We start from the raw sequence: 23,791 nt of genomic DNA, 5'->3' as shown, positions 1-23,791 counted from the left end.
GCGAAGGGACGCGAGGCCGCCGCCGCTGCCCCGAAGACGAGCGGAGGCCCGGGCCCCGCCCGCGGTCACACCTGCGCGACCGTCCCGGGCCGCCCCGTACCCTTGGTCCGTGAGCAGCCCCACCCCCGACGCCCTCCTGGGCCCCGCCGACGTCCGCGAGCTGGCGGCGGCCCTCGGCGTACGCCCCACCAAACAGCGCGGCCAGAACTTCGTCATCGACGCCAACACCGTGCGGCGCATCGTGCGCACCGCCGACGTACGGCCCGACGACGTCGTCGTGGAGGTGGGACCCGGGCTCGGGTCGCTGACGCTGGCGCTCCTCGAGGTCGCCGAGCGCGTCACCGCCGTCGAGATCGACGACGTCCTGGCGGCGGCGCTGCCGACGACCATCACCGCGCGGATGCCCGAGCGTGCCGAGCGGTTCGCGCTGGTGCACTCCGACGCCCTGCACGTCCGGGAGCTGCCGGGGCCCGCGCCCACCGCGCTCGTCGCGAATCTGCCGTACAACGTCGCCGTGCCCGTCCTCCTCCACATGCTCGCCACCTTCCCCAGCATCGAGCGGACGCTGGTGATGGTGCAGTCCGAGGTCGCGGACCGGCTCGCCGCCGCGCCCGGGTCGAAGGTGTACGGGGTGCCGTCGGTGAAGGCCAACTGGTACGCCGAGGTCAGGCGCGCCGGAGCCATCGGACGCAACGTCTTCTGGCCCGCGCCCAACGTCGACAGTGGGCTCGTCTCGCTGGTCCGGCGGGCCGAGCCGGTCAAGACCGCCGCGTCGAAGGCCGAGGTCTTCGCGGTCGTGGACGCGGCGTTCGCACAGCGGCGCAAGACGCTGCGGGCCGCGCTCGCCGGGTGGGCCGGATCGGCCGCCGCGGCGGAGGCCGCGCTCGTCGCCGCGGGTGTCTCGCCGCAGGCGCGCGGCGAGGCACTGACGGTCGAGGAGTTCGCCCGCATCGCCGAGAACCGAGTCGCCGAGAACCGAGTCGCTGACAGCCGTGGCGCCGATGGCCGTGGCGCCGATGGCCGCGGCGCCGATGACCGTGGCACCGAGAACGAGGAGCGGGCCCAGCAGTGAGCGTGACCGTACGCGTCCCGGCCAAGGTCAATGTGCAGCTCGCCGTGGGCGGCGCCCGGCCCGACGGCTTCCACGACCTGGCGAACGTCTTCCTGGCCGTCGGCCTGTACGACGAGATCACGGCGACCCCGGCCGACGAGCTGCGCGTCACCTGCTCGGGACCGGACGCCGCGCAGGTGCCGCTCGACCGTACGAACCTGGCCGCGCGGGCGGCGCTGGCGCTCGCCGAGCGCCGCGGGCTCGAGGCGGCCGTGCACCTCCACATCGCCAAGGACATCCCGGTCGCCGGCGGTATGGCGGGCGGCAGCGCGGACGGGGCGGGGGCCCTGGTGGCATGCGACGCGCTGTGGGGAACACGGGCCTCACGCGAGGAACTCCTCGCCATCTGCGCCGAGTTGGGCAGCGATGTGCCGTTCAGCCTGGTGGGCGGGGCGGCGCTGGGCACCGGGCGGGGCGAGAGGCTCACGGCGCTGGAGGTCGGGGGGACCTTCCACTGGGTGTTCGCGATGGCCGGGCGGGGGCTGTCGACCCCCTCCGTGTTCCGGGAGTTCGACCGGCTCAACGAAGGGGTGCGCGTTCCCGAGCCCGTCGCCTCGCAGGATCTGCTCGACGCGCTGGTGAAGGGGGATGCCGGGGCGCTCGCGGCGGCGGTCTCCAACGACCTGCAGCCGGCCGCGCTGTCGCTGTTCCCCGAACTGGCGCGGACGCTGGCCGCCGGGCGGGCCGCCGGGGCGATGGCGGGGCTGGTGTCGGGGTCGGGGCCGACGACGGCGTTCCTGGCGAGGGACACCGCCGACGCGGAGAGGATCGCGGAGGCACTGGTGGCGTCGGGTACCTGCCGGACGGCGAGGGTGGCCGTGTCACCGGCGCAGGGGGCGACGGTGGTCTGACGCGGCTGCGGGGCGGTCCTGCCGCGGGGACGGCACGGATACCCGCGGTTCGATGTACTCAGACCGAACTTGAGTACGGGCGCGCTGACCCGGCACCCGGTGTCCGCGCGACCGTACCCCCATGAGACCCAGCGACCTCGCCGCCGCCACCCCCGACTCCCGTGACCGCTTCGTCGATCTGCTGCGGGTGGCCTCGCTCGGGACCGTCGTGCTCGGGCACTGGCTGATGGCGGCCGTGTCCACGGGGGCGGACGGCCGAGTCCAGGTCGGGAACCTGCTCGCCCTCCAGCCCCGGCTCCAGCTCCTCACCTGGGTGTTCCAGGTGATGCCGGTGTTCTTCTTCGTCGGCGGCTTCTCGCACGCCCTCTCCTGTCGCTCGCTCGGCCGCAGAACCCCCAGGGCCTACTCCCTCTTCCTGCGCGCCCGGCTCCAGCGGCTGCTGCGGCCGACCGCCGTCTTCATCGGGGTGTGGGGCGCCGCGGCACTCGGCCTCCAACTGGCCGGACGCGGGGGCGGCTTGCTCGACATCAGTCTGCGCCTGGTCGCGCAGCCCCTGTGGTTCGTCGGCATCTACCTCGCCATGGTCGCCTTCACCCCGCCGCTGCTCAGGCTCCACGACCGATGGGGCTGGGGCGCCTTCGGCGGTCTCGTCGCCGCGGCGGCGGCCGTCGACCTGCTCCGCTTCGGCTTCGGCGTCCCCTACGTCGAGTACCTCGCCTTCGCCTTCGTCTGGCTCGCGATCCACCAGCTCGGGTTCCTGCGCGCGGACGGGCGGCTCGCCCGGCCGTACCTCTTCGCCGGCGCCGGACTCGTGGGGGCCGCGCTGCTGGTCGCGTACGGGCCGTATCCCCTGTCGATGGTGGGGATGCCCGGCGAGAAGGTCTCCAACATGGCGCCGCCCACGCTCGCGCTGCTGTGCCACGGGCTGTGGCTGGTCGGTGCGGTCGAACTGCTGCGCGCGCCCGCCACTCGATGGCTGCGGCGCCCGCGCGTGTGGCGGGCGGTCGTCGCGGCCAACGGCGTCTCCATGACCGCCTTCCTGTGGCACCTCACGGCGATGCTCGGCGTCTACGGGGTGCTGCTGGCCGCGGGCGCCCGGCTGCCGGAGCCCGGGTCAGGTACGTGGTGGATACAGGTACCATTGCGGATCGTGGCCGCCGCGACGCTCACCGCGGTCCTGGTGGCCGTCTTCCGCAGCTTCGAGAAACCCTCGGTGGTGCGGGAGCCGAGTGCGCCGCGCGCCTGGGCGGGACCCGCCGCCGCGCTCGGCGTCACCCTGTGTCTCTTCGGGGTGCTGGGGCTGTCGACGGTCGGCTTCGGCGGGCTCCTGGAAGGGCGTACGGCGCTGCTGATAGCCGTCCGTGTCACCGCTCCCGTGGCCGTGGCGATGACGCTCGCGGGCTGGCTGCTGGTCGAGCGGGCCGGGCGGGGGCGGGGCGGCGCCGCCTGACCGGAAGGCGTCCATCTGTACGACCGTCGCGGGGCGCCCGCGCACCGGCGACCGACCGCCGACCAGGCCCCCTCTCCGCGCGCATTACGCTGGGAGGCTGACCGTCCACCGTGCGCAGGAGTGAAATGGCCGTCAATCTGGTCAATGTCGAGAACGTCAGCAAGGTGTACGGCACCCGTACCCTGCTCGACGGCGTCTCGCTCGGCGTGTCCGAAGGGGACCGGATCGGGGTCGTCGGGCGCAACGGCGACGGCAAGACCACCCTGATCCGGATGCTCGCCAAGCTGGAAGAGGCCGACTCCGGACGGGTCACCCACTCCGGCGGGCTGCACATCGGCGTGCTCACCCAGCACGACTCCCTCGACCCGGCCGCCACCGTGCGCCACGAGGTCATCCGGGACATGGCCGACCACGAGTGGGCGGGCAACGCCAAGATCCGGGACGTGCTGACCGGGCTGTTCGGCGGGCTGGACCTGCCCGGCTTCCCCAAGGGGCTCGACACCGTGATCGGGCCGCTGTCCGGCGGCGAGCGGCGCCGGATCGCGCTGGCCAAGCTGCTCATCGCCGAGCAGGACCTGATCGTCCTCGACGAGCCCACCAACCACCTCGACGTCGAGGGCATCGCCTGGCTGGCGCAGCATCTGCGCGAACGCCGCTCCGCCCTCGTCTGCGTCACGCACGACCGGTGGTTCCTGGACCAGGTGTGCACCCGGATGTGGGACGTGCAGCGGGGCACGATCCACGAGTACGAAGGCGGCTACTCCGACTACGTCTTCGCCCGCGCCGAGCGCGAGCGCATCGCCGCCACCGAGGAGGTCAAGCGCCAGAACCTCGTCAGGAAGGAGCTGGCCTGGCTGCGGCGCGGCGCGCCCGCCCGCACCTCCAAGCCCCGCTTCCGCGTCGAGGCCGCCAACGAACTGATCAAGGACGTGCCGCCGCCCCGGGACAGCAGCGAGCTGATGAGGTTCGCCGGCTCCCGACTGGGCAAGACCGTCTTCGACCTCGAGGACGTCACCGTCCAGGCCGGACCCAAGGTGCTCCTCAAGCACGTCACCTGGCAGCTCGGCCCCGGCGACCGTATCGGCCTCGTCGGTGTGAACGGCGCCGGCAAGACCTCCCTGCTGCGCGCCATGGCCGACGCCGCGCGCAGCGAGGGGGAGGAGCAGCCCGCCGGGGGCCGGATCGCCGTGGGCAAGACCGTCAAGCTCGCCTATCTCTCGCAGGAGGTCGCCGAACTCGACCCCACCTGGCGGGTCCTGGAGGCCGTGCAGCGGGTCCGTGAACGCGTCGACCTCGGCAAGGGGCGCGAGATGACCGCCGGTCAGCTGTGCGAGACCTTCGGCTTCAACAAGGAGAAGCAGTGGACCCCGGTGGGGGACCTGTCCGGTGGTGAGCGGCGACGGCTGCAGCTTCTGCGCCTCCTCATGGACGAGCCCAACGTCCTCTTCCTCGACGAGCCCACCAACGACCTGGACATCGAGACCCTCACGCAGCTGGAGGACGTCCTCGACGGCTGGCCCGGTTCGATGATCGTGATCTCCCACGACCGGTTCTTCGTCGAGCGGACGACCGACCGGGTGTACGCCCTCCTCGGCGACGCCACGCTGCGGATGCTGCCCCGCGGCATCGACGAGTACCTGGAACGGCGCCACCGCATGGAGGAGGCCGCCGCGGCCGCCGCGGCCCCGGCGCCCGTGGCCGGGAAGCCCGCCGTCTCCGCCGCCGACGCCCGCGCCGCCAAGAAGGAACTCCAGCGCATCGAGAGGCAGTTGGACAGGATCTCCGAGCGGGAGACCAAGCTGCACGACCACATCGCCACGCACGCGACGGACTTCGCGAAGGTGGCCGAACTGGACGCGGAGCTGCGCGAACTGGCCGGTGAGCGCGAGGAGCTGGAGCTGCGCTGGCTCGAACTGGCCGAGGACGTCTAGGAGTTCGGTGGACGGCGTGCGCGCGGCGTGAAGGGAGCGTGTTGGTTCCACCTGGGGGATTCCCCCCCTGATCCGCCACGCGTAACGAGGGCATCACGGGCCGGTCCTCCCTTGGGAACAGGGGGAGCACCGGCCCCGTGTTCGAAGTCGACGCAGTGATAGAAAGGGCCGTCTGAGAACAGTCTGAGGACCACCGGCGTGGCGGAAACCGAGCACCACGGGCGTGGGGACACATCAGTTACAGGGGGGAATGCGCTGATGACTCAGCCGCCCAACCAGCCGCCGCAGGGCGGCTTCGGAGCACCGCAGGACCCGCGGCAGGCCACACCTCCGCCACCGGCTCAGCCCCCGGCCCCGCCGCAGCCCGGGTACGGCTATCCCCAGCCGCAGCCGGGCCCGTACCAGCAGCAGGGCCCCTACGGCCAGCCCGGCCCGTACACCCAGCCCGGCCCGTACGCCCAGCAGCCCGGCCCCTACGCGGCCCCCCAGCCCGGCTACGGCTACCCGCAGCAGCCGCCCCAGTTCCCCGGCGCCCCCACCCCGCCCTCCGGCGGTGGTTCCAAGAACCCCTTCAAGGGCAAGCCGGCGCTGGCCGTCGGCGCCGCCGTCGCCGCGCTGCTCGTCATAGGCGGCACCGTGTACGCGGTCAGCGGCAACGGCGGGGACAAGAAGCCCGTCGCGGACAAGAGCCAGAGCGCCGCGCCGTCCGCGACGGCCTCCACCCCGGTCAACCCGGGCGACGGCAGCGGCAACGGCGGCCAGGACCCCCAGAACCTCAACGCGGGCCGCAAGGCGGGTGAGGACAAGGTCCTCTGGTACAAGGAGGCACCCGACGTGCCGGGTTCAGGCGCCGACGCCGCCGGCATGTGGATCACCGGCAGGACGGCGGTGAAGGCCGCGTACAAGCAGGTCTTCGCCTACAACGTCGGCGATGGCAACCCCACCTGGAGCCCCGTCTCCTTCCCGCAGAAGATCTGCGCGGTCACCCGGCAGAAGACGGCCGACGACAAGGTCATGGTGGCCTACATGAGCGGCGTCAGTGACAACGCCAAGTGCAACCAGCTGCAGGAGATCGACCTCGACTCCGGCAAGAAGGGCTGGAGCGGGCAGGTCGCCGACGGCGCCCTGTTCGACAGCACGCTGACCGTCAGCCTCACCCTCTCCGGCAAGACCCTGCTCGTGGGCCGCTCACAGTCCGGCACGGCGTACGACGTCACCAGCGGCAGGAAGCTGTGGGACAAGCAGCGGTACGGCGAGGCCTGCTTCCCGAGCGCGTTCGCGGGCGGCGCCAAGCTGATCTCCGTCGCCTCCTGCGGCGCCGGCGGCTCCGACGAACACGACGAGGTGCAGGAGCTCGACCCCGCGACCGGCAAGGCCAGGTGGACGAGGACGATCCCCAAGGGATGGAGGGTCGCGCGTACCTTCTCCGTCGACCCGCTCGTCCTGTACCTCACCAACGATGACAAGAAGTCGGCGGCCATCTCCACGTTCAAGAACGACGGCACTCCCCGCTCGGACGTCCACTCCAAGGAGTCCTTCGCGCCCGAGTGCCCCTGGGCCATCCTCGACCGTGACCTGCAGGGCTGCACGGGCACGGTGGCCGACGCCAACACCCTGTACCTGCCGACCGAGGCGAAGAGCGGACCGAACGCGATCGTCGCGATCAGCCTCGACACCGGCAAGGAGAAGTGGCGGGTGAAGTCCCCGGCGGACCGGTCGATGCTGCCGCTGAAGGCGGACGGCACCAACCTGATCGCGTACGTCGAGCCGTCGTACGGCGGGGGCGGCCGGATCGTGTCCATCGCGACGGGCGGCAGCAGCCACGGCGTGACCGGGCTGCTGCAGAACCCCTCGGGTGCGGCGCAGATCGAGAGCGGCTTCTTCTCCAAGGCCATCGCCTACGTGGACGGGCGTTTCTACATCTCCACGACCCGGCTGACGGGCAGCAAGCAGTCGAAGGAGAAGCTGATGCTGGCCTACGGCAAGTGACCCGGCCGCTGACTCCTCCGGCCCCGCCCACCCCTCTTCCGTCCTTCGAGGTACCCACGTCATGAGCCAGCCGCCCCCGCCCCCCAACCAGCCGCCGCCGGGAGGTTTCGGCGCACCCCAGACGCCGCCCCGGACGCCCGGGACACCCCCGCCGCCGCCCCAGACGCCCCCGCCTCCCGCGCAGGGCCCGGGCTATGGCTATCCGCAGCCGCAGACCCCGCCGCCCGCCCCGCCGCAGCCCGGCTACGGCTACCCGAACCAGCAGCCCGGCTACGGCTACCCGAACCAGCAGCCCGGCTACGGCTACCCCGACCAGCAGCCCGGTTACGGCTATCCGCAGGCGCCGACCGTCCCCATGCAGCAGCAGGCCCCCCAGGGCGGCGGCCGCAAGGTGCCCGCCGCCCAGGTGTGGATCATCGTCGCGGCGGTCGTGGCCATCGCGCTGATCGTCGGCGGCGGGATGTGGTACGCGAACAGCTCCTCCGGCGGCTCCAAGGGCAAGAACGACACCGCGTCCGGCACCAGCGGCGGCAGCGGCGGCAGCGGCGGCCGGGACGGCAAGGGCGGCTCCGGCGGCGGGGCGAAGGAGAAGGTCCCGGCGAACACCAGCGCCAAGGTGCTCTTCCAGCTGCCCGCACCGCAGATCACGGGCAAGGAGGAGATCGACAGCGTCGCCGGCTCCTGGCTCACCGACTCCGTCTACGCCAAGGCCGGCCTCTACAAGATCGTCGGCTATGACCCCGACAGCGGCGCGACCAAGTGGACGCTGCCGCTGGACGGCCAGACCTGCGCGGGCTCGCCCGAGATCACCTCGTCCGGCATCGCCGCCGTGGTCCACGAGTCGGCCAAGCGGGCCAACGCCAGGGACCACAAGCCGTGCTCCGAGGTCACCGCGTTCGAGGTGGCCACCGGTAAGAAGCTGTGGACCCAGTCGGTCAGGACGGGTGACACCCCGGTCGCGTTCGACGAGGTCTCCATCAGCGGCAGCACGGTCGCGGCCGGCGGCGGCTTCACCGGCGGCGCCGCCTTCGACGTGACCAGCGGCAAGGTGCTGTGGCAGCCCAGGACCGGCTCCTGCACGGACGTCGGCTACGCGGGCGGCGAGCAGCTCGTCGCGGTGCGCAAGTGCGGCGGCTACGGCAACGAGACGTACCAGGTGCAGCTCCTCGACCCGAAGACGGGCGGCGTCAAGTGGTCGTACCCGCTGCCCAAGGGCATCGACAACGCCAAGGTGATCTCCACCGAGCCGGTGGTGTTCGGTGTGGACTCCGGTGGCATCACGGCGTCCGGCGCCACCGACGTCTTCTCGCTGGACGACGGCGGCAAGCTGCGTACGAAGATCACGCTGGCGGACGGCAAGTACGACCACCACTGCGGCGTCGGCAAGGTCCACGACTGCCACGCGATCACGGTCGGCAACGACAAGCTGTACGTGCCCACCCAGGACCACGACGGCTCCTCGGCGGGCAGCCGGACCAACGAGATCGTCTCGTTCTCGCTGGCCACCGGGAAGACCACCGGCGACAAGATCGACGCCGGCGACGGCTATGACGTCTTCCCGATCCGTATGGACGGCGGGAACGTGCTGGCATTCAAGAGTGGCCCGTACAACAAGGGCGCCCAGGTGATCTCGGTCGACGGCGCGAGTCTGAAGCAGACCGAGCTGCTGGAGACACCGGCCTCCCCGGGTGTGCTCAGCGCCATCAGCGCCATGGTCCCCAAGTCGGCCGAGCTGCTCTACACCGACGGCCGGCTGTTCTTCGGCAAGGATCTGGTCAGCAAGCCCTACTCGGGGGACGCGAAGTCGTACACCGCGCTCGGCTTCGGCGCGAAGTAGCACATACGGCGCGCACGGCACGGCCTCGCTCCTGTTCAGGGGCGGGGCCCTTCGCGTACCCCTCATCAGGCGCGAATGGTAGGGATTTCGGAAATCCGGGGCACTTCTCACGGGTAGGGGAAGCGCAATGTCGAACAAGCGTGTAGCTTCCGGGGGCATGAAGGGCGGGGGTGCGCCGGGGGGCTTCTGTCCGTGCGGGCCAGTGGGCATCCATAGTGGGCATCCATGGGGGGACTGGGGGGTTGCTCGATGGGAGTGCGGCTCATGGTGGTCGACGACCACCGGCTGCTCGCCGAGGCGCTGGCCTCGGCACTGAAGCTGCGGGGGCACCGGGTGCTCGCCGCGGCGGCGCCCGCCGTGGGCGCGGCGGACCTGGTGATCAGCAGGGCGCCAGAGGTGTGCCTGCTCGGCACGGCGGCACCCGCGGAGCCGGGGGCCTTCGACCCGGTGGTGCGGATCAAGCGGGAGCGCCCGCAGGTGGCGGTGCTGGTCCTCGGGCCGGTGCCGAGCCCTCGTGGGATCGCGGCGGCGTTCGCCGCGGGCGCCTCGGGCTATGTACGCCACGACGAGCGCATCGAGGGGGTCGAGCGGGCGATCATGAAGGCGCGGGCGGGTGAGGCGGCCGTGGCGCCGCAGCTGCTGCAGGGCGCGTTCGGTGAACTGCTCAATCCCGCGGCGCAGCCGGAGGACGAGGGGCAGCGGCTGCTGCAGATGCTCACCCCACGGGAGGTGGAGGTCCTGGTGCGGGTCGCGGACGGCGAGGACACGCGGCTGATCGCGGCCGGCATGGGCATCGCCCCCTCGACGGCCCGCACCCACGTCCAGCGGGTGCTGATGAAACTGGGTGTGGGCTCACGCCTGGAGGCGGCGGCACTCGCGGCCCGCACGGGCCTTCTGGACCGTGCGGGACCGTCACGGACGGGCACGGCGCCGGAGTGAGCGGGGGCCGGGGGCCGGGCCCAGGTCCGGGTCCGGGCCACGGCAGGCGTGCGGCCGCCGCAGCCCGGTCACGTCACTCCGGCTTCTCGTCCAGGGCGTCGTCCGCGAGCGGCGCGATCGGCGGAGCCGTCGGGCGCAGCTTCAGCCAGGCGAGGAAGAACAGGCCGAGGAGCAGCATGCCCAGGCCGGTCCACAGGTTGATGTTGACGCCCTGGGCCTTGCGGATGGCGGCGTCGGAGGCCGTGAAGCCCGCGATCATCACGATGATGCCGTAGATGACGAACAGGCCGCCGATGATGCGGCGCAGGTCGAAGATCCGGGCCGCGGTCGTGGACTCTTGCTCCAGCTCGGAGACTTCGCGCTGGACCTCGCGCTCTGAGTACTCGGACATGGTCTCTCAATCCTCCCGCGGTCAGAGCGAGAACGGGATGTAGCAGGCGGCGGCGAGGACGACGGCGCCCCAGCCGAGCAGGGCCGGCTTGCGGTACCAGGCGTCGTCGCCCGCGGCCGGCGGTTCGGCCATCCCGGGCGAGCGGGTGCCGTACACCAGGCCCTGGAGGTCCTCCTGCGGCTTCGGCGCGGTGAACAGCGAGACCGCCACCATGACGACCGCGCCGGCCACGAACCCGGCGATCGCGGAGACGAAGTTGGCGCCCTGGTCGGTGGGGATGTGGATGATGCCGCGCTTGTAGATGACGAAGTAGTTCACCATCGCCGCCGTGGTGCCGGCCAGCAGACCCCAGAAGCCGGACTTCGCGGACGCGCGCTTCCAGAACATGCCGACGATGAAGACCACGAACATCGGCACGTTGAAGAAGGAGAACAGCGTCTGCAGGTAGCTCATGATGTTCGAGAACGAGGACGCCAGGAACGCCGTACCGACCGAGGCCAGCACACCGATCGCCGTGATCAGGCGCCCGAACCGCACGTAGTGCGCGTCCTCGCGGTGCCTGACCACGTACCTCGCCCAGATGTCGTTGGTGAACACCGTGTTGAAGGACGAGACGTTGGCCGCCATGCCCGCCATGAACGCGGCGAGCAGACCGGTCACCGCGATGCCGAGGACGCCGTTGGGCAGCAGCTCCTGCATCAGGTAGGGGATGGCGTCGTTGTACTGCAGACCCGAGCCGGGCTGGCCGATGTTGGGCACCAGGGCGGCGGCCACCAGGCCGGGGATCATCACGAGGAAGACGATGAAGATCTTCGGGTAGGCGGCGATCAGCGGGGTGCGCTGGGCGGCGGAGAGGTTCTTCGCCGACAGGGCCCGCTGCACCTCGGCGAAGTTGGTGGTCCAGTAGCCGAAGGACAGCACGAAGCCCAGGCCGAGGACGATCGTCAGCCAGTTGGCGCCCAGTGGGTTGGGGTGACCGATCCCGGTGCCGCCCCACGCGGTGACGAAGTCATGGCCGTGGGTCGTGGTGAGCTTGTCGGTCAGACCGCCCCAGCCGCCGACCTTCCGCAGGCCGAGCACGGTGATCGGGATGAGGGCGGCCAGGATCACGAAGAACTGCAGCACCTCGTTGTAGATCGCGGAGGACAGGCCGCCGAGGGTGATGTAGGCGAGGACGAAGAAGCCCGCGACCACGATCGCCACCCACTGCGGCCAGCCCAGCAGCGCCTCGACGACGATCGCGAGGGCGTAGAGGTTCACGCCGGCGATCAGGATGGCGGCGAAGGCGAACAGGATCGAGCTCAGGAGGTGCGCCGACCTGTCGAAGCGGAGCAGCAGGAACTCGGGCACCGAGCGGACCTTGGAGCCGTAGTAGAACGGCATCATCACCAGGCCCAGGAAGACCATCGCCGGGATGGCGCCGATCCAGTACCAGTGCACGGTGTAGGCACCGTACTGGGCGCTGTTGGCGGCCATGCCGAGGATCTCGGTGGCGGCCAGGTTGGCCGAGATGAACGCGAGACCGGTGATCCAGGCGGGCAGCGAGCGCCCGGACAGGAAGAAGTCGAGGCTGGTCTTCACGGAGCGGCGGGCGGCGAAGCCGATGCCCAGCACGACGGCGAAGTAGATCCCGAGGATCGTGTAGTCCAGGCCGTTGGTCGGCAGCCGTAGACCGGCTGCCAGGTATGTGGGGGCCAGTTGTGTGGGGGTCTGCATGATTACTCGCTTCGTTGCGTGAACCAATCAGTGCGGAACCTACGCCTCCGCGTTCGAACTTTGAACACTTCTGATGATGCTCTTTGTTTGATTGTGATGTTGACGCACCTGGTGGCTCGTGGTTTGTTGTGTTGAGTTATGTTTGAAGAGCGGATCGGGTGCGGATGAGGAGTCGGGCAGTGCTGCAGAGAGGCAAGGTGTCGTGAAGAAGACCTCGACCCGGCTGGCCGACGGTCGTGAGCTCATCTACTACGACCTGCGCGACGACGCCGTGCGGGACGCGGTGGACCGTCGGCCGCTGGAGCGGACCGTCACGACCTCCGAGATCCGTCGTGACGTGCTGCTCGGCGACTCGGTCGCCGTCGCCTCGCACCGCCAGGGCCGCACCTACCTCCCACCGGCCGACGAATGCCCTCTGTGCCCCTCCCAGGGCGAGAGGCTGAGCGAGATCCCGGACTCCTCGTACGACGTCGTGGTCTTCGAGAACCGTTTCCCCTCGCTCGCCGGTGACTCCGGCCGCTGCGAGGTCGTGTGCTTCACCTCCGACCACAACGCCTCCTTCGCCGACCTGACCGAGGAGCAGGCCCGGCTGGTCCTGAGCGCCTGGACCGACCGCACCGCGGAGCTGTCCCACCTGCCCGCCGTGGAACAGGTCTTCTGCTTCGAGAACCGCGGCCAGGAGATCGGCGTGACCCTCGGCCATCCGCACGGTCAGATCTACGCGTACCCCTTCACCACCCCACGCACCGCCTTGATGCTCCGTTCGCTGGCCGCCCACAAGGAGGCGACCGGCGGGGAGAACCTGTTCGACGCGGTTGTGGAGCGCGAGCTGGCCGACGAGCGGGTCGTCCTGGAGGGTGAACACTGGGTGGCCTTCGTGCCGTACGCCGCCCACTGGCCGTACGAGGTCCACCTCTACCCCCGGCGGCGTGTCCCAGACCTGCTCGCGCTGGACGAAGAGGCGCGCACAGAGTTTCCCAAGGTGTATCTGGAACTCTTGAGGCGCTTCGACCGGATCTTCGATCGCCGGGATGGTGGGAAGAACTCCGTGGGCGAGCCTCCGACGCCGTACATCGCCGCCTGGCACCAGGCGCCGTTCGGGACGCCGGCGGACTTCGAGGGCGTGACGAGGGACGACTTCGCGCTTCACCTCGAGCTTTTCACCATCCGCCGCACTTCCGGCAAGCTGAAGTTCCTCGCGGGTTCCGAGTCCGGCATGAACGTGTTCATCAACGACGTGCCGCCGGAAGCCGCGGCCCGGCGACTGCGAGAGGTAGCGAGTTCATGAGTGGGAAGTACCTGGTCACGGGCGGTGCCGGCTATGTGGGCAGCGTGGTCGCGCAGCATCTGCTGGAGGCGGGCCACGAGGTCGTCGTCCTCGACAACCTCTCCACCGGCTTCCGCGAGGGCGTGCCCTCGGGCGCTTCCTTCGTCGAGGGCGACATCCGCGACGCCGCCAAGTGGCTGGACCCCTCGTACGACGCGGTCCTGCACTTCGCGGCGTTCTCGCAGGTCGGCGAGTCGGTCGTGAAGCCCGAGAAGTACTGGGACAACAACGTCGGCGGCACGATGGCACTGCTCGCCGCGATGCGCGAGGCCGGCGTGCGCAAGCTCGTGTTCTCCTCCACCGCCGCGACCTACGGCGAGCCCGTCAGCACTCCGATCACCGAGACGGACCCCACCGCGCCGACCTCTCCGTACGGCGCCTCCAAGCTCGCCGTCGATCACATGATCACGGGTGAGGCCGCCGCGCACGGCCTGGGCGCGGTGTCCCTGCGCTACTTCAATGTGGCGGGCGCCTACGGCAGTTGCGGCGAGCGGCACGACCCGGAGTCCCACCTCATCCCGCTCGTGCTCCAGGTCGCGCAGGGCAGGCGGGAGGCCATCTCCGTCTTCGGCGACGACTACCCGACGCCGGACGGCACCTGCGTCCGCGACTACATCCACGTCGCGGACCTGGCGGAGGCGCACCTGCTGGCCCTCGACGCCGCCACGTCCGGCGAGCACCTGATCTGCAACCTCGGCAACGGCAACGGCTTCTCCGTGCGCGAGGTCATCGAGACGGTGCGCCAGGTCACCGGACACCCGATCCCGGAGGTCGTGGCCCCGCGCCGGGGCGGCGACCCGGCGGTCCTGGTCGCCTCGGCGGCCACGGCCCGTGAGCGGCTGGGCTGGAACCCGTCCCGCGCGGACCTCGCGGGCATCGTCGCGGACGCGTGGGAGTTCGCACAGGACACCGCGAGGGAGCAGTAGGTGGACGTACGCGAGGGCTTCGAGGAGCTGTACGGGACGGCTCCCGAGGGCGTCTGGGCGGCACCCGGCCGGGTCAATCTGATCGGCGAGTACACGGACTTCAACGAGGGGTTCGTGATGCCGCTCGCCCTGCCGCACACGGCGGTCGCGGCGGTCTCGCGCCGCAGCGACGGGGTGCTGCGCCTGCACTCGGCGGACATCGAGGGCCCGATCGTCGAACTGTACGTAGACGAGCTGGCGCCCCTGACGAACGCCGGCTGGGCCGCGTACCCGGCGGGCGTCGTGTGGGTGCTGCGCGAGGCTGGCCACGCGATCACCGGCGCGGACGTCCACCTGTCCTCGACCGTGCCGACGGGGGCGGGCCTGTCGTCGTCCGCGGCGCTGGAGGTGGTCACCGCCCTGGCTCTGAACGACCTCTACGGCCTCGGCCTGACCCGACCCGAGCTGGCCCGGCTCGCGCAGCGCGCCGAGAACGACTTCGTGGGCGTGCCGTGCGGCGTCATGGATCAGATGGCGTCGGCCTGTTGCACCGAGGGCCATGCCCTGCATCTGGACTGCCGTGATCTGTCGATCCGCCAGGTCCCCTTCGACCTGGCCTCCCAGGGCCTGGCGCTGCTGGTCGTCGACACCCGCGTGAAGCACGCTCTGGGCGACGGGGCGTACGCCGAGCGGCGCGAGGGGTGTGAGGAAGGCGCACGGCAGCTCGGGGTCTCGCATCTGCGGGACGTGGCGTACGAGGACCTGGACGCCTCGCTCGCGCGCCTGTCCGACGAGCGCGTGCGCCGCTATGTGCGCCATGTCGTCTCGGACGACCACCGCGTCGAGCGGGTCATCTCACTGCTGGACGCGGGCCAGGTCCGCGCGATCGGCCCCGTGCTGACGCAGGGCCATGTCTCCCTCCGGGACGACCTGCGCATCTCCTGCCCGGAACTGGACCTGGTGGTGGACACGGCGAACGCCTCCGGCGCGCTCGGCGCCCGGATGACGGGCGGGGGCTTCGGGGGCTCGGCGATCGTCCTCGCGGAGGCGTCCGACACGGACACGATCACCAAGGCGATCGAGGAGGCGTTCGGCTCCGCCCGTTTCACGGCGCCTCGCGTGTTCGTGGCGGTTCCTGCGGCGGGTGCCCGGCGGTTGGGCTGAGGCTCTGGGGCTGCCGCCGCCAGGCCCCGGCTTCGGCCTGAAGGGCCTCGTCCTCAAGGGCCTCGTCATGGCCTCGTCCGCAATGGCCGGACGGGCTGGTCGAGCCGCCCGGCGCCTGAGCGATCAGCGCAGCCGCTTGGTCAGGGTGTACTCCGTGATCCCCGGTGGATAGTCGGGGATCACGCACACCACCTCGTAGCCCTGTTTCCGGTAGAACTCCGGGGCCTGGAAGTCCCAGGTCTCCAGGCGCGCGGCCGTGCAGCCGCGCCCCTCGCGCGCCCTGTGCTCCGCCTCCCCCAGCAGGCGCGAGCCGAGGCCCGCGCCCCGGTGGCGGTCGTCCACCCACAGGTACGCGACGTGCAGCCACACCGTCCAGGTGTGGCCGACCAGTCCGCCCACCAGACTCCCCACCTCGTCCAACGCCCAGACGTGGAGCGGAACTTCGCGTTCACCGGGCGTTCCGCGCAGTGCGCGCAGTACCGGCGACGCCACCGTGTTCGTCTCGTGCAGCCGAGCGCGGAGCAGATCCCGCCGTTCCTTGTCGACTTCTGTCTCGATACGAAACATGCGGCTCACCATAAACGCGCTGGCCAACCAGTTCTGCAAATTTCCTCCCGCTCCCGGCATGCGGCCCTACCCTGTGAACAGCACCGGTGGGGGCCGGTGCTGATCAGGGGGCGAGACAGTCGGGTACGACGCCCGAAGTGGGGGTAGCAGTTCCAGCACGGCGGCGGCCGTGCGGTCGCGCCGCCCCGTCCCAGGCGAACAACCGGGGAGCACTTCGGGCGCCGTACCCGCGCCGGTCGTCCCCCGAGCAGTGGGGGTTTCAGTGGTTCGCATCCGAGTCCTGGTCGTCGACGACCATCGCATCTTCGCCGAGTCGCTCGCCGCCGCCCTGGCCGCCGAGCCCGACGTCGAGGTGTCCGCGGCCGGCAGCGGCCCGGCCGCGTTGCGCTGTCTGGAGCGGGCGGCCGGCGAGGGCCGCAGATTCGACGTGATGCTCGTCGACGCGGACCTCGGCGGCAACGTGCCGGGCTCACGCCCCGCGGTCCCCGTCCAGGAGGGCAACGAGGACGGACTCGTCGACGGCATCTCCCTGGTCGCGGGCGTCCGCTCCGCGCAGCCGGGCGTGCGCACCGTCGTCCTCGCGGAGAAGGACGACGCGCGCCGCGCCGCCCTCGCCCTGGGGGTCGGCGCCTCCGGCTGGGTCGCCAAGGACTGCTCGCTGTCCCGCTTGCTGACGGTCATCCGGGGCGTACTGCGGGACGAGACGCACCTTCCGCCCGCCCTGCTCACCGGCGTCCTGCGCGAGCTGACCGCGGCCCGCAAGCACCGCACCGAGAGCGAGCGCCTGGTGGAGTCCCTGACACCGCGGGAGCGGGAGGTGCTGCGGTGCATGGTCGCGGGGCTGGGCCGCAAGGCCGTCGCCGAGCGCCTGTTCCTCTCCCCGCACACCGTCCGCACCCATATGCAGAACGTCCTCGGGAAGCTGGGCGTCCACTCGACCCTCGCCGCCGTCGCCCTCGCCCGCCGGGCCGGCGTCGGGCCGGCCGACCTAGCCGGGGATATTGTCGAACGGGGCGGTCAGCTGGCGTAGCAGCGCGGCCAGTTCACTGCGCTGGGCCCGGCTCAGCTCCGACAGGATCGCGCGCTCCTGGTCGAGCAGTCCGGCCAGCGCCTGGTCCGCCCGGTCCCGGCCCTCGTCCGTGAGGCGTACGAGCACCCCTCGGCGGTCGCTGGGATCCGGGAGCCGCTCGACCAGGCCCTTCTTCGCCAGGCGGTCGATGCGGTTGGTCATCGTGCCGGAGGTGACCAGCGTCTGGGTCAGTAGCTGGCCGGGGGAGAGCTGATAGGGGCTGCCCGCCCGCCGGAGCGCGGTGAGGACGTCGAACTCCCAGGGCTCCAGGCTGTGCTCGGAGAACGCCAGCCGGCGTGCGCGGTCCAGGTGCCGGGCCAGTCTGCTCACCCGGCTGAGCACCTCGAGCGGTTCCACGTCGAGGTCCGGGCGCTCCCGGCGCCACGCCGCGACCAGCCGATCGACCTCGTCCTCCATGACGATCAGTGTAGTGGTTGTGTCGACATGAAGTCTCTTGACTTCAAGTGTCTTGACGTCGAGATATGCGGATGTGAAGCTGGGATCACCACCGCCGGGTCGGCACCGAGGTGACACCCGGCGACTTCTAGGAGGGCCACACCCATGCCTGCCGCCGCCCCCACCTGGGATCCCGGTCAGTACCTGCGCCACGCCGGCCACCGCGCCCGTCCCTTCGCCGACCTGCTCGCCCGCGTCCCCGAGTTGCCCGGTGACCCGCCCCGCATCGCCGATCTGGGCTGCGGACCCGGCAACGCCACCGTCCTGCTCGCCGACCGCTGGCCCACCGCACACATCACCGGATACGACAACTCGCCCGAGATGCTCGACAAGGCGTTCACCGACCACGAGGGCCCCACCCCGGGCGGCGGCCGTCTCGACTTCGCGTTCGCCGATGCCCGCAGCTGGGTGCCCACGGAGCCGTACGACCTGATCATCAGCAACGCCACCCTGCAGTGGGTACCCGGACACGCCGACCGCTTCCCGGACTGGATCGCGGACCTCGCCCCCGGCGGCACCCTCGCCTTCCAGGTCCCCGGCAACTTCGGCTCCCCCAGCCACCGGCTGATGCGGGAGCTCGCCCACTCGGCCCGCTGGAAGGACCGCCTCGCCGGCACCCTGCGCCACGACGACGCCGTGCTCACGCCCGAGGCGTATCTGGAGCGCCTCACCGCCCTCGGCTGCACGGCCGACGTCTGGGAGACGACATATCTGCACCTCCTCCCCGGCGAGGACCCGGTCCTGGACTGGGTGAAGGGCACCGGGCTGCGGCCGGTCCTGACCGAGCTGGGCGAGGAGGCGGAGGAGTTCGTCGCCGACTACCGGACGGCGCTGCGCGAGGCGTACCCGGCGACCGACCAGGGCACCGTGTTCCCGTTCCGCCGGGTCTTCGCCGTCGCGACGAAGGGGTCTGACCGGTGCTGACCGCCATGGACCACGTCCAGCTCGCCGCGCCGCCCGGCTCCGAGGACCTGCTGCGCGCGTACTACGCCGACGTCCTCGGCATGACCGAGATCCCCAAACCGCCCGTGCTCGCCGCGCGCGGAGGCTGCTGGTTCCAGGCCGGGGCCGTCCAGCTGCACCTGGGGATCGAGCAGGGCTTCCGGCCCGCGAAGAAGGCCCATCCCGGGCTGCGGGTCACGGACATCGAGGGGTACGCGGCCCGGCTCGTCGCCCGCGGTGCGCCGGTCACCTGGGACGACAACCTGCCGGGGCACCGCCGGTTCTACTCCGAGGATCCGGTGGGGAACCGGCTGGAGTTCCTGGAGCCGGTCACCGGGGCTCCTTGAAGGTCGCGGGGCTCCTTGATGTACGGGAGGCCGGACGCGGCTCCTCAGCTCTTGCGGTGGCCTATCAGCCGGGGCTTCGGCTCCAGGCCGTCCAGGCCGTGCCACGCCAGGTTCACCAGGTGCGCGGCGACCTCGGCCTTCTTCGGGCGGCGCACGTCCAGCCACCACTGGCCCGTCAGCGCGACCATGCCGACCAGCGCCTGCGCGTACAGGGGGGCGAGCTTGGGGTCGAAACCGCGGCTCTTGAACTCACGGCCCAGGATGTCCTCCACCTGGGTGGCGATGTCCGAGATCAGAGAGGCGAAGGAGCCCGTCGACTGCGGGATCGGGGAGTCACGGACCAGGATGCGGAAGCCGTCCGTGTACTCCTCGATGTAGTCCAGGAGGGCGAACGCCGCCTGCTCGCACAGCTCACGCGGATGCCCGGCGGTGAGCGAACTGGTCACCATGTCCAGCAGACGCCGCATCTCGCGGTCCACCACCACCGCGTACAGCCCCTCCTTGCCGCCGAAGTGCTCGTACACCACCGGCTTGGAGACCCCGGCCTTCGCCGCGATCTCCTCCACCGACGTGCCCTCGAACCCCTTGGTGGCGAAGAGCGTCCGACCGATCTCCAGCAACTGCTGGCGGCGCTCCGCACCGGTCATCCGGGTACGGCGGACGCGCCGCGGCTTGTCGCTGCTGGGGATGCTGGAGTCGGTCGCCACGCCGTCAATCATGCCGCGTCGGCGGTCACCTTCTTGCGCCGGGAGCCGCTCCCCTCGGTGACGCGGCGGGAATCGATACGCGAGCGTGACGGCCAGCGCACGTCGTACGCCCAGCCCAGCTGCTCGCACCAGCGGATGATCCGCGCCGAGGAGTCCAGCTGGCCGCGCTCCACACCGTGACGCGCCGACGTCGGGTCCGCGTGGTGCAGGTTGTGCCACGACTCCCCGCACGACAGGACCGCCAGCCACCACACGTTGCCCGAACGGTCGCGCGACTTGAACGGGCGCTTGCCCACCGCGTGGCAGATCGAGTTGATCGACCAGGTCACGTGGTGCAGCAGCGCCACCCGCACGAGCGAGCCCCAGAAGAACGCCGTGAACGCGCCCCGCCAGGACATGGTCACCAGCCCGCCGATCAGCGGCGGCAGCGCGAGTGACACCGCCGTCCAGAGGATGAACTGCCGGGAGATCGTCCGCAGCGTCGAGTCCTTGATCAGGTCCGGCGCGTACTTGTCCTGCGGCGTCTGCTCCTCGTCGAACAACCAGCCGATGTGCGCCCACCACAGACCCTTGATCAGGGCCGGAACCGTGTCACCGAAACGCCACGGAGAGTGCGGGTCGCCCTCGGCGTCGGAGAACCTGTGGTGCTTGCGATGATCGGCCACCCAGCGCACCAGCGGGCCCTCCACGGCCATCGAACCCGCGATCGCCAGCGCGATCTTCAGGGGCCGCTTGGCCTTGAAGGAACTGTGCGTGAAGTGGCGGTGGAAGCCGATCGTGATGCCGTGACAGCCCAGGAAGTAGAAGAAGACCAGCAGGCCCAGATCGAGCCAGCTCACGCCCCAGCCCCAGGCCAGCGGTACCGCAGCGACGAGCGCCAGGAACGGGACGGTGATGAACAGCAGCAGCGCGATCTGCTCGATCGAGCGCTTCTGCTCGCCGCCCAGCGTCGCGGAGGGCAGCGGAGTGTCGTCGTGTGCCTTCGGGGCGTCTTCGATCACATCGGAGCTTGTGGCCATGGGGCGTCCCCTGTGGGGTCTAGGGTCTAGGCGAGTGCCCGGGTACGGTCCCAGGGTGCTCCCGGGAGCTGACGGGAGACCCTACGGTTCCGTAACCTACGGCGTCGTAAGTATGGCAGTGCGTTGTGCGGCGGCAAGAGCCCGTGAGCCTGCGCGTCCGCGTGGACACCTATCCTTGGAGTCGGTCGGACAGCGCGGTCCGCTCTGTTTTCTTCCCGGATGCCCGGTCCGTATGCGGCACCCGCCGCGCGCGGCACCCGTCCGGGTCCCCTCCCAGACGAGCTTCAACACTGCAAGGAGCCGCACCTGTGAGCAGTGCCGACGACCAGACCACCACGACCAGCAGTGAGCTGCGCGCCGACATCCGCCGACTGGGTGATCTGCTCGGCGAGACCCTCGTCCGGCAGGAGGGCCCCGAGCTCCTGGAACTGGTCGAGCGCGTCCGCCGGCTGACCCGCGAGGACGGGGAGGCCGCCGCGGAACTCCTGCGTGGCACCGAACTGGAGACCGCCGCCAAGCTGGTGCGCGCCTTCTCCACCTACTTCCACCTGGCGAACGTCACCGAGCAGGTCCACCGTGGCCGGGAACTGCGCGCCAAGCGCGCCGCCGAGGGCGGACTCCTCGCCCGCACGGCCGACCAGCTCAAGGACGCCGACCCCGAGCATGTGCGCGACACCGTCCGCAACCTCAACGTGCGCCCCGTCTTCACGGCGCACCCGACCGAGGCCGCGCGCCGCTCCGTCCTCAACAAGCTCCGGCGCATCGCCGCACTCCTGGAGACCCCCGTCCTGGAGGCCGACCGCCGCCGCTACGACACCCGCCTCGCGGAGAACATCGACCTCGTCTGGCAGACCGACGAACTGCGCGTCGTGCGCCCCGAGCCCGCCGACGAGGCCCGTAACGCCATCTACTACCTCGACGAGCTGCACGCCGGCGCCGTCGGCGATGTCCTGGAGGACCTCACCGCCGAACTGGAGCGCGTCGGCGTCAAGCTGCCCGACGAGACCCGCCCCCTCACCTTCGGCACCTGGATCGGCGGCGACCGGGACGGCAACCCCAATGTGACCCCCGAGGTCACCTGGGAGGTGCTGATCCTCCAGCACGAGCACGGCATCAACGACGCCCTGGACACGATCGACGAGCTGCGCGGCCTGCTGTCCAACTCCATCCGCTACGCCGGCGCCACCGACGAGCTCCTGGAGTCCCTGCGCGCCGACCTGAGGCTGCTGCCGGAGATCAGCCCCCGCTACAAGCGCCTCAACGCGGAGGAGCCCTACCGCCTCAAGGCCACCTGCGTCCGGCAGAAGCTCGTCAACACCAAGCGGCGCCTCGCCGCGGGCACCCAGCACGAGCCCGGACGCGACTACCTCGGCACCGCCGAACTGCTGCACGACCTCAGAATCATCCAGACCTCACTGCGCGCCCACCGCGGCGGCCTGTTCGCCGACGGCCGCCTCGCCCGCACCATCCGCACCCTCGCCGCCTTCGGCCTCCAGCTCGCCACCATGGACGTCCGCGAGCACGCCGACGCCCACCACCACGCCCTCGGCCAGCTCTTCGACCGGCTCGGCGAGGAGTCCTGGCGGTACGACGACATGCCGCGCGAGTACCGCCACAAGCTGCTCGCCAAGGAACTGCGCTCCCGGCGGCCCCTCGCCCCCACCCCCGCGCCCCTCGACGCCGCCGGCACCAAGACCCTCGGCGTGTTCGAGACGGTCAAGCGGGCCCTGAAGGTCTTCGGCCCCGACGTCATCGAGTCCTACATCATCTCCATGTGCCAGGGCGCCGACGACGTGTTCGCCGCCGCCGTCCTCGCCCGTGAGGCCGGCCTCGTCGACCTGCACGCCGGCTGGGCCAAGATCGGCATCGTGCCGCTGCTCGAGACCACCGACGAGCTCAGGGCCGCCGACACGATCCTGGAGGACATGCTCTCCGACCCCTCCTACCGCCGCCTGGTCGCCCTGCGCGGCGACGTCCAGGAGGTCATGCTCGGCTACAGCGACTCCTCCAAGTTCGGCGGCATCACCACCTCCCAGTGGGAGATCCACCGCGCCCAGCGCCGCCTGCGCGACGTCGCCCACCGCTACGGCGTACGGCTGAGGCTCTTCCACGGCCGCGGCGGCACCGTCGGCCGCGGCGGCGGCCCCACTCACGACGCCATCCTCGCCCAGCCCTGGGGCACCCTCGAAGGCGAGATCAAGGTCACCGAGCAGGGCGAGGTCATCTCCGACAAGTACCTCATCCCCTCCCTGGCCCGGGAGAACCTGGAGCTGACCGTCGCCGCCACCCTCCAGGCCTCCGCCCTGCACACGGCCCCCCGCCAGTCGGACGAGGCACTGGCCCGCTGGGACGCGGCCATGGACGTGGTCTCCGACGCCGCCCACGCCGCCTATCGCAAGCTGGTCGAGGACCCCGACCTGCCCGCCTACTTCTTCGCCTCCACACCGGTCGACCAGCTCGCCGACCTCCACCTCGGCTCCCGTCCCTCGCGGCGCCCCGACTCCGGCGCGGGCCTCGACGGACTCCGCGCCATCCCCTGGGTCTTCGGCTGGACCCAGTCACGGCAGATCGTGCCCGGCTGGTACGGCGTCGGATCCGGTCTCAAGGCCCTGCGCGAGGCAGGCCTGGACACCGTGCTCGACGAGATGCACGAACAGTGGCACTTCTTCCGCAACTTCATCTCCAACGTCGAGATGACCCTCGCCAAGACGGACCTGCGCATCGCCCGCCACTACGTCGACACCCTGGTGCCCGACGAGCTCAAGCACGTGTTCGCGGCGATCGAGGCGGAACACGAGCTGACGGTCCGTGAGGTGCTGCGCATCACCGGCGAGAAGGAACTGCTGGACGTCAACCCCGTCCTCAAGCAGACCTTCGCCATCCGCGACGCCTACCTCGACCCGATCTCCTACCTCCAGGTCGCCCTGCTCAAGCGGCAGCGCGACGCGGCGGCCGGCAGCGCCGAACCCGACCCGCTGCTGTCCAGGGCACTGCTGCTGACGGTCAACGGCGTCGCGGCAGGACTGCGCAACACCGGCTGAGTCCGCCCCGCACACCATCGGTGCCCCCGTAC

Annotated in this window: 20 protein-coding genes; 14 read left to right on the top strand and 6 right to left on the bottom strand. The window is 71.0% G+C overall.

The window, feature by feature from the left end; translation table 11 throughout:
• The first annotated feature begins 109 nt into the window (after nt 1-109).
• The 7 genes from rsmA (at nt 110) to ASC56_RS06700 (ending at nt 10,108) form a co-directional block, all read left to right on the top strand.
• Nucleotides 110-1,072: a 16S rRNA (adenine(1518)-N(6)/adenine(1519)-N(6))-dimethyltransferase RsmA gene (gene rsmA, locus ASC56_RS06730; protein ID WP_079102333.1), complete on the top strand. Its 963-nt coding sequence runs from the start codon at nt 110-112 to the stop codon at nt 1,070-1,072.
• A complete protein-coding gene (locus tag ASC56_RS06725) occupies nt 1,069-1,962 on the top strand; it encodes a 4-(cytidine 5'-diphospho)-2-C-methyl-D-erythritol kinase (protein WP_055490303.1) in 894 nt (297 codons plus the stop codon). Before rsmA ends, ASC56_RS06725 begins: the two co-directional genes overlap by 4 nt.
• Nucleotides 1,963-2,083: 121 nt before the next feature.
• Nucleotides 2,084-3,412 carry an acyltransferase gene (locus ASC56_RS06720; protein ID WP_055490302.1) on the top strand — a complete coding sequence of 443 codons (1,329 nt, stop codon included), beginning with the start codon at nt 2,084-2,086 and terminating at the stop codon, nt 3,410-3,412.
• Between the two features lie 125 nt (nt 3,413-3,537).
• On the top strand, nt 3,538-5,343 hold the full coding sequence (locus ASC56_RS06715; protein ID WP_055490301.1) for an ABC-F family ATP-binding cassette domain-containing protein: 1,806 nt from the start codon (nt 3,538-3,540) through the stop codon (nt 5,341-5,343).
• 258 nt (nt 5,344-5,601) lie between these two features.
• The gene (locus tag ASC56_RS06710; protein WP_055490300.1) at nt 5,602-7,332 is read left to right on the top strand and encodes a PQQ-binding-like beta-propeller repeat protein; all 1,731 of its coding nucleotides are present in this window, start codon (nt 5,602-5,604) and stop codon (nt 7,330-7,332) included.
• 61 nt (nt 7,333-7,393) lie between these two features.
• Nucleotides 7,394-9,169: a PQQ-binding-like beta-propeller repeat protein gene (locus ASC56_RS06705; RefSeq protein ID WP_055490299.1), complete on the top strand. Its 1,776-nt coding sequence runs from the start codon at nt 7,394-7,396 to the stop codon at nt 9,167-9,169.
• Between the two features lie 249 nt (nt 9,170-9,418).
• Nucleotides 9,419-10,108, top strand: coding sequence for a response regulator transcription factor (locus ASC56_RS06700; protein WP_079102332.1), 690 nt, complete (start codon nt 9,419-9,421; stop codon nt 10,106-10,108).
• A 73-nt stretch (nt 10,109-10,181) separates the two neighbouring features.
• Here ASC56_RS06700 and ASC56_RS06695 read toward each other — a convergent pair whose 3' ends face one another.
• Nucleotides 10,182-10,499 (bottom strand): hypothetical protein, encoded by a 318-nt coding sequence (locus tag ASC56_RS06695; RefSeq protein ID WP_055490297.1) that lies wholly within the window; start codon nt 10,497-10,499, stop codon nt 10,182-10,184.
• A gap of 21 nt (nt 10,500-10,520) precedes the next feature.
• Nucleotides 10,521-12,215, bottom strand: a complete 1,695-nt coding sequence (locus ASC56_RS06690) for a sodium:solute symporter family protein (protein WP_055490296.1) — start codon at nt 12,213-12,215, stop codon at nt 10,521-10,523.
• A gap of 202 nt (nt 12,216-12,417) precedes the next feature.
• Between ASC56_RS06690 and galT the strand changes: the two genes are divergently transcribed.
• Genes galT through galK form a run of 3 tightly spaced genes read left to right on the top strand, consistent with a single transcriptional unit; the run spans nt 12,418 to nt 15,611 of the window.
• Nucleotides 12,418-13,503, top strand: coding sequence for a galactose-1-phosphate uridylyltransferase (gene galT / locus ASC56_RS06685; RefSeq protein ID WP_055490295.1), 1,086 nt, complete (start codon nt 12,418-12,420; stop codon nt 13,501-13,503).
• Nucleotides 13,500-14,468: a UDP-glucose 4-epimerase GalE gene (gene galE / locus ASC56_RS06680; protein ID WP_055490294.1), complete on the top strand. Its 969-nt coding sequence runs from the start codon at nt 13,500-13,502 to the stop codon at nt 14,466-14,468. The genes galT and galE overlap by 4 nt, the downstream gene beginning before the upstream one ends.
• Nucleotides 14,469-15,611, top strand: a complete 1,143-nt coding sequence (gene galK, locus ASC56_RS06675; RefSeq protein WP_055490293.1) for a galactokinase — start codon at nt 14,469-14,471, stop codon at nt 15,609-15,611.
• A gap of 123 nt (nt 15,612-15,734) precedes the next feature.
• On the opposite strand, the gene ASC56_RS06670 is transcribed toward galK, so the two are convergent.
• Nucleotides 15,735-16,190: an N-acetyltransferase gene (locus tag ASC56_RS06670; protein WP_055490292.1), complete on the bottom strand. Its 456-nt coding sequence runs from the start codon at nt 16,188-16,190 to the stop codon at nt 15,735-15,737.
• Between the two features lie 250 nt (nt 16,191-16,440).
• Here ASC56_RS06670 and ASC56_RS06665 point away from each other — a divergent pair, with 250 nt between their 5' ends.
• Nucleotides 16,441-17,208: a response regulator transcription factor gene (locus ASC56_RS06665; protein WP_055490291.1), complete on the top strand. Its 768-nt coding sequence runs from the start codon at nt 16,441-16,443 to the stop codon at nt 17,206-17,208.
• Here the strand turns inward: ASC56_RS06665 and tamR are convergent.
• Complete coding sequence (gene tamR / locus ASC56_RS06660; protein WP_055490290.1) at nt 17,167-17,664, bottom strand: MarR family transcriptional regulator TamR; 498 nt, start codon at nt 17,662-17,664, stop codon at nt 17,167-17,169. The genes ASC56_RS06665 and tamR overlap by 42 nt on opposite strands.
• Before the next feature lie 144 nt (nt 17,665-17,808).
• On the opposite strand from tamR, the gene ASC56_RS06655 reads away from it, so the two are divergent.
• Nucleotides 17,809-18,627 (top strand): trans-aconitate 2-methyltransferase, encoded by an 819-nt coding sequence (locus tag ASC56_RS06655; protein ID WP_055490289.1) that lies wholly within the window; start codon nt 17,809-17,811, stop codon nt 18,625-18,627.
• Entirely contained in the window at nt 18,621-18,992 is a 372-nt protein-coding gene (locus tag ASC56_RS06650) for a VOC family protein (RefSeq protein ID WP_055490288.1), read from the top strand. The genes ASC56_RS06655 and ASC56_RS06650 overlap by 7 nt, the downstream gene beginning before the upstream one ends.
• 44 nt (nt 18,993-19,036) lie before the next feature.
• Here the strand turns inward: ASC56_RS06650 and ASC56_RS06645 are convergent, their stop codons facing one another.
• Together ASC56_RS06645 and ASC56_RS06640 are read right to left on the bottom strand one after the other, a co-directional pair.
• Nucleotides 19,037-19,711: a TetR/AcrR family transcriptional regulator gene (locus ASC56_RS06645; RefSeq protein ID WP_055490287.1), complete on the bottom strand. Its 675-nt coding sequence runs from the start codon at nt 19,709-19,711 to the stop codon at nt 19,037-19,039.
• Complete coding sequence (locus ASC56_RS06640; protein WP_055490286.1) at nt 19,708-20,718, bottom strand: fatty acid desaturase; 1,011 nt, start codon at nt 20,716-20,718, stop codon at nt 19,708-19,710. The genes ASC56_RS06645 and ASC56_RS06640 overlap by 4 nt, the downstream gene beginning before the upstream one ends.
• Nucleotides 20,719-21,026: 308 nt before the next feature.
• Here ASC56_RS06640 and ppc point away from each other — a divergent pair, with 308 nt between their 5' ends.
• On the top strand, nt 21,027-23,759 hold the full coding sequence (gene ppc / locus ASC56_RS06635; RefSeq protein ID WP_055490285.1) for a phosphoenolpyruvate carboxylase: 2,733 nt from the start codon (nt 21,027-21,029) through the stop codon (nt 23,757-23,759).
• Nucleotides 23,760-23,791 lie beyond the last annotated feature (32 nt).

It is taken from the genome of Streptomyces sp. TP-A0356 (assembly GCF_001417775.1).
GTDB lineage: Bacteria > Actinomycetota > Actinomycetes > Streptomycetales > Streptomycetaceae > Streptomyces.
The sequence above is the reverse complement of the archived record's forward strand: the minus strand, read 5'-3'. Positions and strand labels throughout refer to the sequence as shown.

Excerpts from the sequence above, each read along its gene's own strand:
- ASC56_RS06720 (WP_055490302.1), top strand. The coding sequence starts at position 2,084 with ATGAGACCCAGCGACCTCGCCGCCGCCACCCCCGACTCCCGTGACCGC.
- ASC56_RS06715 (WP_055490301.1), top strand. The coding sequence starts at position 3,538 with ATGGCCGTCAATCTGGTCAATGTCGAGAACGTCAGCAAGGTGTACGGC.
- ASC56_RS06710 (WP_055490300.1), top strand. The coding sequence starts at position 5,602 with ATGACTCAGCCGCCCAACCAGCCGCCGCAGGGCGGCTTCGGAGCACCG.
- ASC56_RS06705 (WP_055490299.1), top strand. The coding sequence starts at position 7,394 with ATGAGCCAGCCGCCCCCGCCCCCCAACCAGCCGCCGCCGGGAGGTTTC.
- ASC56_RS06700 (WP_079102332.1), top strand. The coding sequence starts at position 9,419 with ATGGGAGTGCGGCTCATGGTGGTCGACGACCACCGGCTGCTCGCCGAG.
- ASC56_RS06695 (WP_055490297.1), bottom strand. The coding sequence starts at position 10,499 with ATGTCCGAGTACTCAGAGCGCGAGGTCCAGCGCGAAGTCTCCGAGCTG.
- ASC56_RS06690 (WP_055490296.1), bottom strand. The coding sequence starts at position 12,215 with ATGCAGACCCCCACACAACTGGCCCCCACATACCTGGCAGCCGGTCTA.
- galE (WP_055490294.1), top strand. The coding sequence starts at position 13,500 with ATGAGTGGGAAGTACCTGGTCACGGGCGGTGCCGGCTATGTGGGCAGC.
- ASC56_RS06670 (WP_055490292.1), bottom strand. The coding sequence starts at position 16,190 with ATGGTGAGCCGCATGTTTCGTATCGAGACAGAAGTCGACAAGGAACGG.
- tamR (WP_055490290.1), bottom strand. The coding sequence starts at position 17,664 with ATGGAGGACGAGGTCGATCGGCTGGTCGCGGCGTGGCGCCGGGAGCGC.
- ASC56_RS06655 (WP_055490289.1), top strand. The coding sequence starts at position 17,809 with ATGCCTGCCGCCGCCCCCACCTGGGATCCCGGTCAGTACCTGCGCCAC.
- ASC56_RS06645 (WP_055490287.1), bottom strand. The coding sequence starts at position 19,711 with ATGATTGACGGCGTGGCGACCGACTCCAGCATCCCCAGCAGCGACAAG.
- ASC56_RS06640 (WP_055490286.1), bottom strand. The coding sequence starts at position 20,718 with ATGGCCACAAGCTCCGATGTGATCGAAGACGCCCCGAAGGCACACGAC.